Origin of the sequence: Paraburkholderia sp. BL6665CI2N2 (genome assembly GCF_004366535.1) — a bacterium.
In the GTDB taxonomy this organism is placed as follows: Bacteria; Pseudomonadota; Gammaproteobacteria; order Burkholderiales; family Burkholderiaceae; genus Paraburkholderia.
Genome location: NZ_SORC01000001.1, coordinates 7,248,957 through 7,267,074, shown reverse-complemented (window position 1 = coordinate 7,267,074; position 18,118 = coordinate 7,248,957). Strand labels below are relative to the sequence as shown.

The following is an 18,118-nucleotide window of genomic DNA, read 5'->3' as shown; positions in this document are numbered from 1 at the left end:
CAACCTCCTTCGTGGATTGCCCATCCTGTATAGCAACTGAATATGACAATACATCGCGTTGTCCCGCCAACGATTCGACTCGCCTCGCGCGAGCATGACGGTCGCGCTGCGGCGCGGTAACCGTCCAGGAGAATTGGCGCGCAGCAACGCGGCGTGAACAGGCGCACACCCTTTTCGAATCCAGTCGCGAGTATTCCTCGTATATGCAGTCAGATCCGCGCGATTACGCGTGGCAACTCTGGAGGAATACATCTTGAAATACGGGTCTATGTTCGTCGCTGTCGCGCCGTCTGCCGATGCCGAAGTAACAGGACACGCAATCGACCTCAGGCGCTCGAATTCGGCGTAACGCTGTCATTTTCGGTGCCGGGCCACGACTCATCTGCATGCCTCGCATCGGGACGCAGCCAATGTCCGCCCTGATTGCGCTGGAGTAGCTGCTTGCGAATCGCCGCTGCGCAACCGGTCAGCTTTTAGCGGCATACGAGACTTCGGCGCGGCTGACGCACGCGTCTGCATCAAAGGAGAATCACCATGGAAAAGTCGGCGACGAAACTTCTGTTTGCGCGTGTCGCTATCGTGTCGCTTTGCGCGTGCGCCGCGACGCTTGCGCAGGCTGGCGGGAATGGCAATGGCGGGTCTGGCGGCGGCGGTGCTCACGGTGCCGCGACCGCAGGCATGACGTACCACAGCGAGCCCGTCTCGAGTCCCTGGAACCGGGTTCCTGGCGACATGAGCAAGAGCGCGGACACGGCGCATCAGGATATGCCCGGCATGACTCCCAACTACAACACTGTGCCGGATAAAACAGTGCAATGAATGCCTGAAAGTTTGCCGGCGCGAGGCGGTTCATCGTCTGCGCGCCCGGCAACATGTTTGAATGGCGCGCTACCTCAGGTGGGAATGCCGCTGCCCGCGCCCGGCTTCACATACCGACAATTCGCGCCGCTGCCGGGCCAGAAAAACGTTACTCGGGCCAGCCGGAAGGCGTAATAGCCGATTACGCTCGTCGCCTCTTCATTTCGCCAATTGCACTGGCAAGCGCATGAAGTTTTCGATGAGCCGCAGCAAGTCCGTCTCATCCGGCCGCGTACCCCATCGGCTGTATCCCGCAACCGACGCAATGGCGAACCAGGAATGCGGCGGAAACCATTCTGCTCGCACTGTCGCGCCGCCGATGATTCGCAGTCGTCCCGTATCGCTGAGGAACTCAGCGTGAATCTCCTCATCGCCGACGGTTTTGCTGGCGACGACTGGCGTGGACCGAAGCATGAAGCCCTCCTGCGATTTCTGGCTGCAAAAGCGAATGCTCGTGAACTGGCTCTCCCGAATAAAACGAATATAGCCGGGACGTTTGCATCCACCCGCCGAGTCAGCGACGAAGACGAGGTTTTGCTGATGATGCTGCGCATTTGATACGCAAGTTGCATGCCGGACAGAGCAAACGCCCGATAGTCGAGCTTTTGCCCGGCGCGCATTTGCGGGCCGCCTGGTTGGGGGGCGATTGTGTTTGTCGGATGCACGGAAGTGAGCTGTGAAGCACCTGTTCTGTGCTGAGCAGCGCGCCGCGCAAAGGCAACGCGATGTGCTCGCGCAACCCGCGGCCGACTCCCACAAGGTTCGAAAAGAGACCGCGCGAGAGGCGTACTCTTACGACGGAGCGAAATCGCCGTGGCACTGGAATAGCTGTGCCTCGACTCGGCCGCCGCCGACGATCGCGCCCGAAGTCATCGATGCCTATTCTGAAATGGTGAACGGCCTGGTCGGCCGATATTGCTCGGACGTGACGCGTTACACGACCAGCAGTTTCCTTCGCATGAAACTGAGGGACGCGCTGCAGCGGCGCAGTGTCGCTATGTATATTTACGAGAGCCTCGAGGAGGCTTCGTCTCACGAGGCACGCCAGCCGATGCTCCCGCGAACAACGCGAGCTGCGCGTTGCCGCCTGCCCTGCTGATTGCGCGAGCCCGTTGACCGGTAAGCGTGACGAATCAACCCGTGTCGCCGCCGGCTACTGGCAACACCGTGCCGGTGATATAACCCGCCTCGTCCGAGGCGAGGAACAGGATCGGCGCGGCCTGTTCGTCGATGCTGCCGTAGCGCTTCAGGAAGGTCGATTCAGTGACCTGCTTCACCGCTTCGCCCATCCAGATTTTTTCCTGCTCGCTGTCGCCGACAGCATTGCGCGGCACACGTCGCGGCGGCGCATCGGTCCCACCCGGCGCAGTGGCGACTACGCGGATGTTGTGCTCCGCGTATTCCATCGCCAGCGACTGCGTGATCGCATTGACACCGCCCTTGGCCGCCGAATACGGCACGCGGCGGATCCCGCGAGTCGCATTCGAGGACACGTTCACGATGGTCCCGCCTCCGCGCTCGAGCAGGTACGGCAAGACTGCATGGCATGCGTACAACGTCGGCATAAGCGAGCGGCGGATTTCCGCATCGATCTGCGCAGGCTCGAACTCGGCGAAGGGACGCATGCGAATCGCGCCCCCCACGCCGTTAATCAGAATGTCGATGCCGCCGAACGTGCGCGCGGCGAAGGCCATCGCCGACGCGGCGCCTTCGTACGCCTCGAGATCGGCGACAAACCCGGCTGTTTCTGCGCCACGCGCTTCGGCGGCGACCTCCGCCACGAACTCCGCGCGATCCACGAACAGCACCTTGCCGCCTTCGGCGGCTGCGCGAAGCGCCACCGCGCGACCGATGCCCTGCGCGGCGCCGGTGACCACCATGACCTTGCCGGCGAATCGTTGCGTGCTCATGCGGTCCTCGGGGCGGCGTTAGGCGTGAACTTCTCGTAGTGGAAGCTGTTGGGCTTCACACCGTTGTCGTCGAAATGCTTACGCACTGCGTCGACCATCGGCGGGGGTCCGCACAGGTACACGTCCACGTCGCCGTCATTGACGGCCTCCGCCGGCATATGCTGCGTCACCCAACCTTTGCGAGGATGGGTCGACTCCGTGTCAGCGACGACCGTGCTGTAAGTGAAGTTCGGCAACTTCGCCAGGTAGGTTTCGATTGCATCGACCTGCACGAGGTCGAGGTCTCGCGTTACGCCGTAAATCAGATGGACTTTCTGCTGCGAATTCGTGCGAGCCAGCACTTCAAGCATCGAAAGGAACGGTGCCAGGCCCGTGCCGCCGGCGAGGAACAGCAAGGGTCTCTCAACCGCGCGCAGATAGAAGCTGCCCAGCGGTCCCGTCAGTTCCACCTTGTTGCCTGCCTGCGCGGATTCGAGCCACGTGCTCATCACACCGCCGGAAATTTTCTTGATCAGAAAACTGATTTTCGATTCGCCCGGCGCCGACGAAAAAGAATACGAACGGTGCTGACCGCTGCCAGGCACGTCGATGTTGACATACTGGCCCGGCAGAAATACCGGCGCGGTGGCATCCACATCCAGTTCAAGCACGATGGCCGCATCGTTGTGCGCTTCGACCTTCGATACGGTCGCGGCGAACTTGCTCTGCTCGGTCTTGCATGCAGTGGAAGATGCCGGCACCGCAATGACGCAATCGCTTTGCGGCACCATCTGGCAGGTGAGCACGAGACCACCTTCCTTTTCATCGTCGCTCAGCGCGTCTTCAATGTAGTCGTCGCCCAGGTCGTAGCTTCCACTCTCCGCGCGGCACTTGCAGGTGCCGCACACGCCGTCGGAGCAATCCATCGGCAGATTGATTTTTGCGCGGAAGGCGGCGTCGAGCACCTTCTCCCCCGCCTTGCATGTCACGAAGCGGGTCACGCCGTCTTCAAAATTCAGTGCAATGTTGTAGCTGGACATCTTGCCTCCTGTACTTCTCATTTCCGCGGTGTTTGCGCTCAAACGTGATAGACGTCGAGTACCTGACGGATGTAGTCGTCCTTCAATACGATGCGCTTGTAGCAGATCAACAGTTCATTGTTGACCTTGCGCAGAGTGACGAACATCGTGCCGAAAAACTGGTCGGTGGTTTTATAACGGTGGCTGAGCGTGTTGAAGTTGTAGCGCACGTCCACTTCGTTCTCGCGCTCGGCCAGCACTTCCACATTGGTCACGTTGTGACTGGTTCGCGGTTCCGGCATCGAGGCACTGCTGCGCTCGGTCTTGATACGGAACACACGATCTTCCAGGCCGCCACGGTCCGGGTAAAACATCAGCGAAATCTGACTCTCGTGGTCGTCGGTGAGTTGGTCATCGTCATCCCACGCCGGCATCCAGTACGTCACGTCCTCGGTATAGCAGGCAAGCCAGTCGTCCCATTGACGGTCGTCGAGCAGGCGCGCTTCGCGGAACAGCGCGGCGCAAATTTTCTGGTGATCGAAGCTCATGCCAAAGCCTCCCCTCGTTCCTTCCTGAGTGCGTCGCGCATCACATGGACCCAGTACTCGTGCTGACACACAAACAGGCCTTCGTCTTCGCTTCGCTCGCCTGAAATGCGCGGTTTCAGACCCATATTTTTTGCGTTCGTGTCGGCCCCTTCGACCCACAGCGGCGCGCCGCGCGACAGGTCGTTCCACATTGCAGTGGTGCCGGCATAACCCGCCTGGCAGGCACGGAATTCTTCGAGGTCATCCGCGGTGCCCATGCCCGAGACGTTGAAGAAGTCTTCGTACTGGCGAATGCGCGTAGCCCGGTCGGATGCGCTCTCGCCCTTCGGCGCGAAACAGAAGATGCTGACTTCGGTCTTATCCACGCTGATCGGACGTACGACGCGAATCTGCGTGCTGAACTGGTCCATCAAAAACACGTTCGGATACAGACAAAGATTGCGCGTCTGGTTGACGATGAAGTCCGCCTTCACCTCGCCCACGCGTGCCTTGATTTCGTCGCGGTATTGATAGACGGGTCGCACTTCCGGGTTCATCGTCCTGGTCCACAGCAGAATGTGGCCGTGCTCGAACCCGTACACGCCGGCGACCGACTTGCTCCAACTATTTGCATCCACGGCCTTGGTGCCCTCGACCTTGCGCCGGTCCATCGTGGCGGCGTAATTCCAGTGCACGGTGCTGACGTGGTAGCCGTCGCAGCCGTTCTCCATCTGCATCTTCCAGTTGCCGTCGTAGATATACGAGGAATTGCCGCGCAACACTTCCAGCCCGTCCGGAGCCTGGTCGACGATCTGATCGATGATGACCCGGGTCTCGCCCAGGTAGTCCTCGAGCGGAATCGCGTCCGCGTTGAGCGTGCCGAACAGGAAGCCGCGATAGCTCTGGAAACGTGCGACTTTTTTCAGATCATGCGAACCGTTGGTATTGAATTGCACCGGATATTCGGTGGTCTTCACGTCTTTCACTTTCAGCAGCTTGCCGGTGTTGGCGAAGCTCCAGCCGTGGAAAGGACACGTGAAAGTGCCTTTGTTGCCGTGCTTTTTACGGCACAGCATCGCGCCCTTGTGCGCGCAGGCATTGATGACCGCGTGCAGTTCGCCGCTTTTGTCACGAGTGACCACGACAGGCTGACGGCCAATCCAGGCGGTGTAGTAGTCGTTGTTATTGGGAATCTGGCTTTCATGCGCGAGATAGACCCAGTTGCTCTCGAAAATGTGCTTCATTTCGAGCTCGAACAATTCAGCGTTCGTGAAGATGTCGCGGCGGCAACGGAATACGCCGTTTTGTTTGTCGTCCTGAACCGCGGTGTGCAGCAGTTCATCGAGTTGCGAAGTTTTGTCGAAAGTTGCGGACATGAGTGCTCTCCTACGCGTGCTTCAGCTCATGGAGCACGCGCATCGGTGTCGAAAGATTCTTGCGAAGGATTGGGCGGCAGCAGTGGTACGACGCAGCGGCCGCGTTCAGCGCTCAGGCGTTGGCAGACGCCCGCAGACGATGCACGAGCTGGTTATCCTTGCCCTGAATCAGCGGAGTCAACTCGATGTCGAACTGGATTTCCTTATACGCATCGGTCTTCATTCCCAGCGCAATGCCGCCGGTCTTTTCAACCACGTGGGGAATCAGATCTTCGCGAGTGGCGTAAGCGAAGTCGTCCCAGATCAACGGATCACCCTCGATGTTGATTTGCGTCGTCAGCTTGCGGGACTTGTCCGAGGTGACGAAGAAATGCACATGCGCGGGGCGGTTGCCATGGCGGCCGAGCACGTCCAGCAGTTGCTGGGTCGCGCCATGCGGCGGACAGCCATAGCCGACTGGCATGAGCGTACGGAACTCGTACTTGCCGTCGGAGCCGGTGCCGACGGCGCCGCGAAGATTGAAGTCGCTCTGCGCGCCGGTCGGGTCGAAGTGCGAATAGAAGCCTTTCGAGTTCGCGTGCCAGCATTCGACCAACGCGCCCGCTACGGGCTCGCCATCCGGGCCGGTTACCGTGCCGCGGATAACCAGTGGGCCGGCGTCATCGTCCGGATCGATATCGATTTTCGCCACGCCATCGCGCACCGGCGCACCGGCGACATACAGCGGACCTTCGATGGTACGCGGCGTGCCGCCAGTAATTTCAGCCGCCTTATCCTCCGCGTCCATGCGGATGTCGAGGTATTTCTCCAGACCGAGGCCGGCAGCCAGCAGCGCGGCTTCGCCGTCCTGGCCGAGCTTGTTGAAGTAGTGGACGCCGGCCCAGATTTCGTCGGGCGTCATGTCGAGGTCGTCGATGGCCTTGAACAGGTCGCCGAGCAGTCGATTGACTATCTGCTTTGCGCGAGCACCGCCGTCCTGGCTACCCACGTTGGTAGCGGCCTTCAGCAGGTCTTGCACCTCCTTCGTATCGAACACTTTGACGCTCATGTCTTCTCCTGAATCTCTATTTTCTGATCGGGTAAACCCTCGGTTTAGCGCCCTCCAGAATATGCCTGAGAGGTATAATGAGTGCTGAAACAGAGTGTGAATGCAGAATAATTGACCCGGGAAGGCGCCGTCCAACACTGATTTGGTATCGGTCTATATCTGTGAGGTATTGACATGGAACTGCGGCATCTTCGCTATTTCGTCGCCGTAGCCGAGGAACGCAATTTCACGCGCGCGGCACAGCGGCTCAACATGGCGCAACCGCCTTTGAGCCGGCAGATCCAGCAGCTCGAAGAGCTACTCGAGGTGCAGCTATTTCAGCGTGATTCGCGTCCGTTGAAGCTCACCGAGACGGGTAAGTTCTTCTATGCGCACGCCGTGCAGTTACTGGCCCAGACGTCCGAACTCGAATCCATGACGCGGCGCGTGGGTAACATCGAGCGCAGCCTCTCTGTCGGTTTCGTGGGTTCGACGTTGTATGGAATGCTGCCCAAAATCATCCGGCGCTTCCGCGACGAGAACACTACCGTCGAACTCAGCCTTCACGAGATGTCGACAATGGACCAGATCCGAGCGCTAAAAGACGGTCAGATCGATGTCGGGTTCGGTCGTATTCGGCACGAGGACGCCAACATCCGCCGGGTGATTCTTCGCGAGGAGAAGATGATCGTTGCATTCCCGGAGGGCCATCCACTCTCACTAGCCAAACCCGTCCTCGCTCTCAGCGACCTGGTCAACGAAACGCTGATTATTTTCCCTAAGGCGCCGCGCCCCAGTTATGCAGACCAGGTGCTGTCGGCATTCGAAGACCGCGGTCTCAAGCCGCGCCGGATCTATGAAGTGCGGGAGTTGCAGATTGCGCTAGGCCTCGTAGCAGCGGGGGAAGGCATTTCTGTCGTTCCAAGTAGCGTGTACGGCCTGAAGCGCGACGATGTGAGCTACAAGGAACTGGACGACCCTACTCTGGTATCGCCAATCATCATGAGCATGCGTGCGCTCGACGAGTCGCGCGACATTCGGGAAATGCTTGAACTCATCTATCGGCTGTACGAGGAGGAAAAGATAAGCTTTGCACCCCGTAACGATTCGGGGCGGTGATATCCGCCATGCACCGGGGTTTGGGAGCAGACGTCGACGGTGTCCGACAGCCCGTTATTGGGCACGCGATACTTCAGCAACCCCTTTACTCCAATATGCGCGCGTTGCGACGAAATGCCTGCGGCGGTTGGTCGACTACCCTCGAGATATTCAGAGCCGCACAACAAAATCTCACGCATACGGTTACACAGATTAGAAGATTACCGGAGTGCTCGACCGGGAAAACGTCTTGCCTATAGCGCAGCTTCCTGAAGTGGAAACCTATTTTCCGTGTGCGACGAAGGGACTCACGAATCGTTACGCAGAGAGTGCAGTTGCCGAACCTTGTCGAAAAGCCACTGGAAAACTGAATGGTCTGTCTCCTGCTCCGCAGGAATCGGTGTCATCAGCTTGCTGATTGCATTCTGACGATAGGCCAGCAGTTCACACATCTGCTTCGCCACTTGCGGATGCTCCTTCAGGAACGAAGTCATATCCTCCTTGCTTACCTGATATAGCAGGCAAGGGGTAAGTGTCGCAATGGAAACGTGCATAGGAAGTCCGGCGAGCAGCCCCGTTTCGCCAAATGTTTCATCCGGCCCGATACGGGCAATTTCACGCGCGCCAGACGACTCAGTATAGGTAACGGCCAGTACGCCGGAGTGGACAATGGACAGACTATCCGGGACCGTTTCAGACGCCAGGACCTGTTGATTAGCCTGGTATTCGTGTCTGGAAAGTCGCGCTGCAAGCCGTGTGACTTCATCGCTTGTCAGGCTTTCGAATAGATTCACTCGTTTTAGAAGTGCTTCCTTGGCGTCATGTGCGGTAGCGGTTGGCGCGGGCATCCCCAGTGCACGCAGTGCCACACCTGATGCCGCGAGATGCCGATAACAGAGATCGAAAAGCTCGTTAGATGCAGATAGTTTTTTGGACATATCGTCGACAAAGCCAACCACCTCGTATTGCACCGAGTTCAACGTGGTGCGTTTCATGCGAGCGGAGGGAGCGGGAACGTCAAGGATGGCGTTGCACCCGGTCAGGGCGCGGCTCAAGGCGTCGAGCACGGTCTTCGGCCGTGCCTCCGGCTCAATCTCCAGGACCAGCGAGAGGCCGTGAACATTCGTCGGCCTGCTGTTGTTGGATATTTTTGCCTTTGCGGCGACGGCATTGGGAACAATAAGGGTGTTGCCCTGACCGGTCAGCAGATGCGTGGCGCGCCAGTTCATCTCGACGACCTTGCCTTCAACATCGTCAATCTCCACCCAGTCGCCAACAGAATACGGCTCCGTGGTATTGAGTACGATTCCCGCAAAGACGTCGCTGAGTGTGCTCTGGATTGCGAGGCCAAGCACAATGGCGAGGGCACCCGACGTAGCAACGAGGCCGCGCACCGGCAGCTCGAGGACAAACCCAAGGGCGGCCACGACCGCAGCGAGGAATACCACCGCGCCGAATACGTCCGAGAATAGCCGCTGCCGTCGCCAGGCGCTTGGTAGTAGCAGCGTATCGAGCGAAAGCGTAAGCAGACGCGCTGCCATCAGCCACCAGATTATTTCAAGCACCTGCCCGACCCAGTGCAATTCGACGGCGTCCGCGTAGGGCGCCTGGGTGAATGGGCTCAGGCCGGACGCGAAAAGTACCCAGCTCAACACCGAAAAAAGCGTAAGCCGTATCAGGAGCCGAGCCAACTCATGCGCAGGGAGTCGGAAACGCCACACGATGATGTCGAGAGCGACGATACCGAATCCCAGAATCAGTGGATATTTCACAGACGTTCCTCAGCAGGCGACCTTGGGAGGATATCTCTTCGTCTACGACTCACAACCGCTGCAGGTTCAACTTGCGAGTGATGACTTGCGGCTAATCTGCGGAAAAGACCCCTGCCGCCGATATGCAGATGATTCGCATCCGAAGAGGTCCATTCGAGCATGTCGTTTGCGAGCGAAGTTGCAATCGTGCCAATCTGTTTTCAGGGCTTCGCTCGGACCTGCAGGGTCGCCTGGATAATCGGCCCTGGCACTGGCCGTGTGTCGCATCATCGCTACGCTCGTGGCTTTATCGAGCGACCGCTCCAGATATTCGGCGAGTGTTCTCAGTAATTCCGGTGCGTGCTCCGGGTCAGGTGACCACGCGTTTGCATTGTCACACTTGCCATCATGACACAGCGGGCGGGTCAGAGTCCGAGAACTCCCGCCCTGACTGTGCCGTGTGTCTCTCGGGCTGATTGCGTTTATCACCATTGCCCGGCGGTGTGACAATACTGGGATCGACACAGTCCATTACTCATCCGAGGACACGTGCAGACAGATTCCCCCCCGCGTGCCAGTACGCTCAGCCAGATCCCACGCGGCATCTGGATGCTGGGCTTCGTCAGCATGTTCATGGACATCTCGTCCGAAATCATCCATAGCCTTCTGCCGATGTTCCTCGTGACAAGTCTCGGTGCGAGCGCCACGATGGTCGGCCTGATTGAAGGCGCGGCAGAGGCGGCTTCGCCCATCGTCAAGGTGTTTTCAGGGGCGCTGAGCGACTACCTTGGTAACCGGAAGTGGCTCGCGGTCATCGGATACGGCATGGGAGAGTTAAGCAAGCCACTGTTTGCGCTGGCGCCCACCGCGGGCATCGTATTGACGGCACGTGTGGTCGACCGGGTGGGAAAAGGCATTCGGGGTGCGCCGCGCGACGCGCTCGTGGCTGACATCACTCCCGCCCATCTGCGTGGCGTGGCCTATGGCCTGCGGCAATCGCTCGACACAATCGGCGCCTTTGTTGGACCGTTGCTCGCGGTCGCCCTGATGCTGTTGTGGGCGGACAACTTCCGTCGGGTATTCTGGGTCGCGGTGGCGCCGGGACTTGTTGCCGTAGCGTTACTCGCTTTCGGTATCAGGGAACCTGCACGGCAGCCGGGAGCAAAGCGCGTCAACCCGATTAAGCTCGACAGCCTGAAGAAACTCAGCGGGCCTTATTGGTGGGTCGTCGGTGTCGGTGCAGTCTTCACGCTCGCACGCTTCAGCGAAGCCTTCCTGGTGTTGCGTGCGATGCAGGGTGGTATCCCGATAGCCCTCGTGCCTCTCGTCATGGTGGCAATGAATGTCGTGTACTCGCTGTCGGCGTACCCATTCGGAAAACTGGCTGACTCGATGAGTCACACCAGGCTGTTGGCCGCCGGCATTCTGGTGCTCGTCGCATCTGACATCGTGCTGGCTCATGGCAACTCATGGCCGGTTGTGATATTCGGGGTAGCCCTCTGGGGGCTGCATATGGGGTTGACTCAAGGTCTGCTGGCGACCATGGTCGCGCAATCGGCACCGCCCGAGCTGAAGGGCACTGCATTCGGCTTCTTCAACCTGATGAGCGGACTAGCGATGCTTGTCGCCAGTGTCGTTGCCGGTCAACTCTGGGACCGCTTCGGAGCGAGTACGACGTTCTATGCCGGGGCGGGATTCTGTATCGCAACGCTGTTCGCGCTGGCGACCCGGCCATTGACACGCGACAGCAGGACATGACCTGGCGGCTACTTGACGAGCCGCGAGTGACAAATCAGTCGTCGTCTTCATGGCGATGGTGTTCCCATCCACGGTGCCGACCGTGGTCATGCCATCGGCGCTCGTCGCCGTAGTCGCCTTCATAGCGGTATCCGTAGCCATAGACCGGGGCCGGCGCGTAGACCACTGGCGGCGGCGCCTCGTACACGACCGGGGGTGGCGCGACATACATGGGACCAGGAACGCCCAGATAAACGCCGATGTCCGCGTGAGCGAAAGCCGCGCTGGACGCACAGGCAGCGGGAATTCCCACCGCGAGAAAAAGGGTAGCGCGCTTCATGAAGTTCTCCAGTCCTGCCCGGTTCTGGCGGATGCCAGACAACGACGAACGAGGCGGATTGTAGGGGGGCCAAGCCGTAGCAGGTGCAGCCGGATTGTCAATTCTGTAACAGGCGGTAATCGGAAAATCTCGCCGGTTTTAGAGGCTGATTACGACACGCTCAGGGAGTCGCGCGAGACATGAACACGCTCACCGAGCTGGACCGGCGGCTGCGTTGTGTAGTTGAAGTTCACCAGCGCCCACTGGAAGGATGCGTGGTAGAGAATTGGAAGAGCTTCCGGAAGCAAACTTTGTGTGCGCTCATACGAAAAAAAAAGGCGTCACGTTGCCGTGACGCCTTAAAAAGTTCTAGCCATTCCGAGGGCCGTGCTAGAACCTGAGAGACGGTATTCGAAAGTTGGGCCTGCGATGCGGCGCCTGTACAGAGCGCGCAGACCGTTACGGTGGACTATGAGAAGACACTCGGCACAGACATTGTGCGGGCCACGGCAGGTTCGGAACTTCAAAATGCGGAACCTGAAACCGTCTTTCGAAATGAGATTCCATTTTTTATGGTTATGCTGACTAAGTCAAGCAAAATCTAAAGAGGCTTCGTTCGTGGCGGAAAAATATTCCGATACAATGAATCTTCCGATGAAAAATCACTTCGATGCCCCATGTTGGGGCCGCCGCCGGCGCTTTGAGAGAGGGCTCCAGCTTGGCCTACGAAGAAAGAAATTGAAATAAAGTTCCAAAAAAACACATGAACCGACCCACGCGCTCCCAAGCTGCCGCGGACCCGACCAGAGACAAAGACGGCTCCGGCGACGAAGTCACCGCCCTCGCGCGCGGCCTGACCGTGCTGCGCTCGGTCGCCGCCGCGGACGCGCCGCTCAGCAACCGCGAACTGACCGAACTGACCGGCATTCCCAAGCCCACCGTCTCGCGCATCACCGCGACGCTGGTCAGCGCGGGCTTTCTGTTCCGGCTGCCCGACAGCGAGCGTTTCGTGCTGACCTCGTCGGTGCTCGAGCTGAGCAACGGCTTCCTGCGCAACTTCGATATCCGCGCTCGCGCGCGGCCGTTCCTGATCGAGCTGGCCGAACGCACGGCGTTGTCCGTTCATCTGGCCGTGCGCGACCGCCTCGACATGGTGGTGATCGACGCGATCCGGCCGCGTTCGGCAGTGCTGGTGTCACGCCTTGAGATTGGCTCGCGCATGAATCTGAGCCGCACCGCCGTCGGCCGCGCCTATCTGGCCGCGCTCGAAGCACCGGAGCGGGAAAAATTGCTGATCGGCTTGCAGGCAGCTGAAGGCGACGACTGGGGCCACCTCAGCAGCCGGCTCGACAGCGCATTGCAGGAAACCGTCGAGCGCGGCTTCGCGATTGCAACGGGCGAATGGCACGACGGACTCAACGCGATCGCACTCGGTTTCACAGGACCGTCGGGCGAACGCTATGCGGTCAATTGCGGCGGTTCAGCCGACCAATGCCCACGCGACTGGTTGATCTCGCGAGCCGCCCCGGCGCTGCTCGAGTGCGTCGCGAGAATCGTGCTGGAGATCGGCGGCACGCCGGGGCGCCGCCTGGATACCTGAAGCGGCCGCAGGGCTCGCCGGCGAGCGGCGGAGGCTTTTGCAAGCAATCCTGTAACCTTCGTAATCAACAGAAAAATACGCGGGTGGACTGTTACAGAGTCCGCGACGTAGGATCATGCCTTCCTGTCGCGAGACGCGCGCCCGGCTTGCGGTTTTCTCCTTCGATAACGTTCCGGCCGCCTGTTTCGACGCCGCATTGCGCTAACATCGCTGTCCCGCGCCTTGGGTAGGATCGCGCGGAACGAGCGCGGTGCACCCGTTGTCGAAACCGCCTGTCATGCCATTCGCGTGCCGCTCCGCCGAACTGTCGAAACGGCGCGAACGCGCACGCGGCTCACATCCAAGCCAGTCACCTGACCGAACCGATGGACGAACAACAACAGCATTCGGAAACCACACGCCCTGTTCCTCCGGCTTCCCAACCGTCCTCCCGCAGCGGCCCCACCGGCACACCGAACCCGCCGCCAGGCATGGTGAAGCGGCATCGCGGCCGCAATATCGCGCTGATCATCGCCGCACTGGTCATCCTCGGGGTCGTGCTGTGGCGCTGGCATCCGTGGGGCAGTCCCGGCGGCGCAGCGAGCGCGGGCGATGCGAGCGGCGCCCGCGCCGGGCGCGCTGGACGCGGTGCAGCGATGGGCAATATGCCGCAGCCCGTTCACGTGGCGGCCGCGACCCAGGGCGAAATGCCTGTGGTGCTGACCGCACTCGGCACGGTCACGCCGCTGGCCAACGTCACCGTGCTGCCGCAATTGAGCGGCGTGTTGCAGGACGTGTATTTCAAGGAAGGCCAGATGGTCAGGAAGGGCGACGTGCTGGCCCAGATCGACCCCCGCCCCTACCAGATCTCGCTGGATAACGCGCAAGGCACGCTCGCCCGCGACGAGGCTCTGCTGCAAACCGCCCGCCTCGACCTGAAGCGTTATCAGACGCTGCTCTCGCAAGACTCCATCGCGAGCCAGCAGGTGGACACGCAGGCCTCGCTGGTGCGTCAATACGAAGGCACGGTGAAGTCCGACAAAGCCAATATCGACACCTACAAGCTCGACCTCGTCTACGCGCGCATCACCGCGCCGGTGTCGGGACGCGTCGGTCTGCGCCAGGTCGATCCGGGCAATTACGTCACGCCGAGCCTGACCAACGGCATCGTCGTAATTACGCAACTGCAGCCGATCAGCGTGATCTTCACGACCTCTGAAGACAACCTTCAGCAGATCATCCAGCAGACCCAGTCGGGCGCGAAGCTCTCGGTCACCGCGTATGACCGCAGCAACACCACGTCGCTCGAAGGCGGCATGCTCGAAACGCTGGACAACCAGATCGACACCACCACCGGCACGGTCAAGCTGCGCGCGATCTTCCAGAACAGCAAGAACCTGCTGTTCCCGAATCAGTTCGTGAATGCGCGCCTGCTGGTCGATACGATCAAGGACGCGGTGATCGTGCCGACGCCGGCGGTGCTCAACGGTTCGATGGGCCCGTTCGTGTACGTCGTGAAGGCGGATAACACCGTGACGGTGCGCCCGGTCAAGCTCGGCCCCGTGGATGGCGAGCGCACCAGCATCAAGTCCGGCCTGGCCGTCGGCGAGCGCGTCGTGATCGACGGTTCGGACCGTCTGAAGGAAGGCGCGAAAATCACGATTCCGGCCGACAAGCCTCGTGGTGCCTCAGGCGCCTCGGGCGCCCGTGGCGCGGCCGCTGCGTCGGGCGCATCCGGCGCCCACGCGCATCATGGCAAACACGCGGCGCAAGCCTCGCAATAAAGGCACGGCACTTACCGCATGAATCCATCTCGCGCCTTTATCCTGCGTCCCGTCGGCACCGCGCTGCTGATGGCGGCGATCATGCTGGTCGGTCTCGTCGCGCTGCGCTTCTTGCCGCTCTCGGCGCTGCCCCAGGTCGACTATCCGACCATCCAGGTGCAGACCTTCTATCCGGGCGCGAGCCCGGACGTGATGACGTCATCGGTCACCGCGCCGCTCGAGCGTCAGTTCGGGCAGATGCCGTCGCTCAATCAGATGTCGTCCCAAAGCTCGGCCGGCTCGTCGATCATCACGCTGCAGTTCAGCCTCGACCTGCCGCTCGATATCGCCGAGCAGGAAGTCCAGGCCGCCATCAATGCGGCCGGCAACCTGCTGCCGTCGGACCTGCCCGCCCCGCCGATCTACGCCAAGGTCAATCCGGCCGACGCGCCGATCATCACGCTCGCGATCACCTCGAAGACGCTGCCGCTCACGCAGGTGCAGGATCTGGCCGACACGCGGCTCGCGCAGAAAATCTCGCAGGTGGCGGGCGTGGGTCTGGTGAGCCTGTCGGGCGGCCAGCGCCCGGCCGTGCGGATTCAGGCGAACCCGCGCGCGCTCGCTGCGTACGGTCTGAACCTGGACGACCTCCGCACCACGATTTCGAACCTGAACGTCAACACGCCGAAGGGTAACTTCGACGGTCCCACGCGCAATTACACGATCAATGCGAACGACCAGTTGACCGACGCCGACGCCTACAAGAGCGCCGTGGTGGCGTACAAGAACGGCCGCGCGGTGATGCTGACCGACGTCGCCAACATCGTGCAGGGTGCGGAGAACACCAAGCTCGGCGCGTGGGTCGACGGCACGCCCGCCATCATTCTGAACGTGCAGCGCCAGCCGGGCGCGAACGTGATCCAGGTGGTGGACAGTATCAAGAAGCTGCTGCCGCAGTTGCAACAGGCACTGCCCGCCGCGCTCGACGTGGAAGTCGTCACCGACCGCACCACCACGATCCGCGCGTCCGTGCGCGACGTGCAGTTCGAACTGGCCATGTCGGTCGTGCTGGTCGTGCTGGTCATGTATCTGTTCCTCGCCAACGTCTACGCGACCATCATTCCGAGCCTCTCGGTGCCGCTCTCGCTGATCGGCACGCTCGCCGTGATGTACCTGTGCGGCTTCTCGCTCGACAACTTATCGTTGATGGCGCTGACCATCGCGACCGGCTTCGTGGTGGACGACGCGATCGTGATGATCGAGAACATCGCGCGTTACGTGGAAGAAGGCGAAGCCCCGCTCGAAGCCGCGTTGAAGGGCTCGAAACAGATCGGCTTCACGATCATTTCGCTGACGGTCTCGCTGATCGCCGTGCTGATTCCGCTGCTCTTCATGGGCGACGTGGTCGGCCGCCTGTTCCACGAATTCGCCATTACGCTTGCCGTGACGATCGTGATTTCGGCGGTCGTGTCGCTCACGCTCGTGCCGATGATGTGCGCCAAACTGCTGCGTCACGCGCCGCCGCATGAGAGCCATCGTTTCGAAGCCAAGGCGCACCGCGCGATCGACTGGGTGATCGCGCGTTACGCGGTCGCGCTCACGTTGGTGCTGAACCGGCAACGCTCCACGCTGGTCGTTGCGGTGCTCACGCTGGTGCTGACCGGCGTGCTGTACGTGTTCATTCCGAAGGGCTTCTTTCCGGTGCAGGACACCGGCGTGATTCAGGCGATCACGCAGGCGCCGCAGTCGGTGTCGTATGCGTCGATGGCCGAGCGTCAGCAGGAACTTGCCGCGCAGATCCTGAAGAATCCGGACGTGGAGAGCCTGACCTCGTTCATCGGCGTGGATGGCAGCAATATCACGCTGAACAGCGGCCGCATGCTGATCAATCTGAAGCCGCGCGACGACCGTAGCAACACCGCGAGCGAAGTGATCCGCCAGTTGCAGCAGGACGTGGCGCATATCGCCGGCGCGTCGCTGTACATGCAACCGGTGCAGGATCTGACGATCGACTCGACCGTCAGCCCGACGCAGTACCAGTTCATGCTGACCGATGCGAACATCGGCGAATTCACTACGTGGGTTCCCAAGCTGGTCGAACGGCTGAAGCAGTCGCCCGAACTCGCCGACGTCGCCACCGACTTGCAGGACAACGGCCAGTCGGTCTACATCGAAATCGACCGCGCCACCGCATCGCGTTACGGCATCACGCCGGCCACTGTGGATAGTGCGCTGTACGACGCGTTCGGCCAACGCATCATCTCCACCATCTTCACGCAGTCGAACCAGTACCGCGTGATTCTGGAAGCGCAACCGGCGATGCAGCATTACACCGAATCGCTGAAGTCGATCTATCTGCCCTCTTCCACCTCCACGGGCGGCCAGGTGCCGCTGTCGTCGATCGCGCGTTTCATCGAAAAGCCCGCGCCGCTCCTCGTCACGCATCTGAGCCAGTTCCCGGCCACCACCGTGTCGTTCAACCTCGCGCCGGGTTCGTCGCTCGGCGCGGCGGTCAAGGCGATCGATCAGGCGGAGAAGGACATCGGCTTGCCCGCGTCGTTCCAGACGCGCTACCAGGGCGCGGCGCTGGCGTTCCAGGCGTCGTTGTCGAACGAGCTGTTCCTGATTCTCGCGGCGATCGTCACGATGTATATCGTGCTGGGCGTACTGTATGAGAGCTTCATCCATCCGATCACGATTCTCTCGACGCTGCCTTCGGCCGGCGTCGGCGCTCTGCTGGCGCTGCTGATCACCGGGCATGATCTCGACATCATCGGCATCATCGGGATCGTGCTGCTGATCGGTATCGTGAAGAAGAACGCGATCATGATGATCGACTTCGCGCTCTACGCCGAGCGCGAGGAAGGCAAGCCGCCGCGCGAAGCGATCTACCAGGCGTGCCTGCTGCGCTTCCGGCCAATTCTGATGACCACGCTCGCCGCCCTGCTCGGCGCGCTGCCGCTGATGCTCGGCACCGGCGCAGGCTCGGAACTGCGCCGTCCGCTCGGTATCGCGATTGCCGGTGGCCTGATCGTCAGCCAGTTGCTGACGCTGTTCACCACGCCGGTGATCTACCTCGCGTTCGACTCGCTCGGCCGCCGCGCGCGTGAGCGCTTCAATCGCGGCGGGCCGTCCAAAGGCGCCACGCCGCCCGTCAGCGATGCAGGGAACTGAG

The 18,118-nt window shown here is 60.8% G+C and carries 15 protein-coding genes; 8 read left to right on the top strand and 7 right to left on the bottom strand.

Going from position 1 to position 18,118, the window contains the following annotated elements:
* Positions 1-534 precede the first annotated feature (534 nt).
* From B0G81_RS32550 to B0G81_RS44185, 3 genes are all read left to right on the top strand, one after another.
* Complete coding sequence (locus B0G81_RS32550) at positions 535-819, top strand: hypothetical protein (RefSeq protein ID WP_134141080.1); 285 nt, start codon at positions 535-537, stop codon at positions 817-819.
* Between the two features lie 396 nt (positions 820-1,215).
* Complete coding sequence (locus B0G81_RS43905) at positions 1,216-1,416, top strand: hypothetical protein (RefSeq protein ID WP_166679091.1); 201 nt, start codon at positions 1,216-1,218, stop codon at positions 1,414-1,416.
* A gap of 118 nt (positions 1,417-1,534) precedes the next feature.
* On the top strand, positions 1,535-1,957 hold the full coding sequence (locus B0G81_RS44185; protein ID WP_208328574.1) for a hypothetical protein: 423 nt from the start codon (positions 1,535-1,537) through the stop codon (positions 1,955-1,957).
* 34 nt (positions 1,958-1,991) lie between these two features.
* Here the strand turns inward: B0G81_RS44185 and benD are convergent, their stop codons facing one another.
* From benD to catA, 5 genes are all read right to left on the bottom strand, one after another.
* Entirely contained in the window at positions 1,992-2,768 is a 777-nt protein-coding gene (benD, locus tag B0G81_RS32530) for a benzoate diol dehydrogenase BenD (RefSeq protein ID WP_134141078.1), read from the bottom strand.
* Complete coding sequence (gene benC, locus B0G81_RS32525) at positions 2,765-3,787, bottom strand: benzoate 1,2-dioxygenase electron transfer component BenC (RefSeq protein ID WP_134141076.1); 1,023 nt, start codon at positions 3,785-3,787, stop codon at positions 2,765-2,767. The genes benD and benC overlap by 4 nt, the downstream gene beginning before the upstream one ends.
* 38 nt (positions 3,788-3,825) lie before the next feature.
* Positions 3,826-4,314, bottom strand: coding sequence for a benzoate 1,2-dioxygenase small subunit (benB, locus tag B0G81_RS32520; protein WP_134141074.1), 489 nt, complete (start codon positions 4,312-4,314; stop codon positions 3,826-3,828).
* A complete protein-coding gene (locus B0G81_RS32515; RefSeq protein WP_134141072.1) occupies positions 4,311-5,669 on the bottom strand; it encodes a Rieske 2Fe-2S domain-containing protein in 1,359 nt (452 codons plus the stop codon). The genes benB and B0G81_RS32515 overlap by 4 nt, the downstream gene beginning before the upstream one ends.
* 112 nt (positions 5,670-5,781) lie before the next feature.
* Positions 5,782-6,717: a catechol 1,2-dioxygenase gene (gene catA / locus B0G81_RS32510; protein WP_134141070.1), complete on the bottom strand. Its 936-nt coding sequence runs from the start codon at positions 6,715-6,717 to the stop codon at positions 5,782-5,784.
* A 174-nt stretch (positions 6,718-6,891) separates the two neighbouring features.
* On the opposite strand from catA, the gene B0G81_RS32505 reads away from it, so the two are divergent.
* Complete coding sequence (locus tag B0G81_RS32505; protein WP_134141068.1) at positions 6,892-7,815, top strand: LysR family transcriptional regulator; 924 nt, start codon at positions 6,892-6,894, stop codon at positions 7,813-7,815.
* 287 nt (positions 7,816-8,102) lie between these two features.
* On the opposite strand, the gene B0G81_RS32500 is transcribed toward B0G81_RS32505, so the two are convergent.
* Complete coding sequence (locus B0G81_RS32500) at positions 8,103-9,566, bottom strand: mechanosensitive ion channel family protein (protein WP_116116613.1); 1,464 nt, start codon at positions 9,564-9,566, stop codon at positions 8,103-8,105.
* 588 nt (positions 9,567-10,154) lie between these two features.
* On the opposite strand from B0G81_RS32500, the gene B0G81_RS32490 reads away from it, so the two are divergent.
* The gene (locus tag B0G81_RS32490; protein ID WP_134141067.1) at positions 10,155-11,303 is read left to right on the top strand and encodes an MFS transporter; all 1,149 of its coding nucleotides are present in this window, start codon (positions 10,155-10,157) and stop codon (positions 11,301-11,303) included.
* A gap of 34 nt (positions 11,304-11,337) precedes the next feature.
* Here B0G81_RS32490 and B0G81_RS32485 read toward each other — a convergent pair whose 3' ends face one another.
* Complete coding sequence (locus B0G81_RS32485; RefSeq protein WP_106284525.1) at positions 11,338-11,622, bottom strand: hypothetical protein; 285 nt, start codon at positions 11,620-11,622, stop codon at positions 11,338-11,340.
* Between the two features lie 742 nt (positions 11,623-12,364).
* Between B0G81_RS32485 and B0G81_RS32480 the strand changes: the two genes are divergently transcribed.
* From B0G81_RS32480 to B0G81_RS32470, 3 genes are all read left to right on the top strand, one after another.
* Positions 12,365-13,201: an IclR family transcriptional regulator gene (locus B0G81_RS32480; protein WP_116142306.1), complete on the top strand. Its 837-nt coding sequence runs from the start codon at positions 12,365-12,367 to the stop codon at positions 13,199-13,201.
* 365 nt (positions 13,202-13,566) lie between these two features.
* Positions 13,567-14,964, top strand: coding sequence for an MdtA/MuxA family multidrug efflux RND transporter periplasmic adaptor subunit (locus tag B0G81_RS32475; protein ID WP_134141065.1), 1,398 nt, complete (start codon positions 13,567-13,569; stop codon positions 14,962-14,964).
* Between the two features lie 18 nt (positions 14,965-14,982).
* Complete coding sequence (locus tag B0G81_RS32470; RefSeq protein WP_134141063.1) at positions 14,983-18,117, top strand: MdtB/MuxB family multidrug efflux RND transporter permease subunit; 3,135 nt, start codon at positions 14,983-14,985, stop codon at positions 18,115-18,117.
* The last annotated feature ends 1 nt before the right edge of the window (position 18,118 follow it).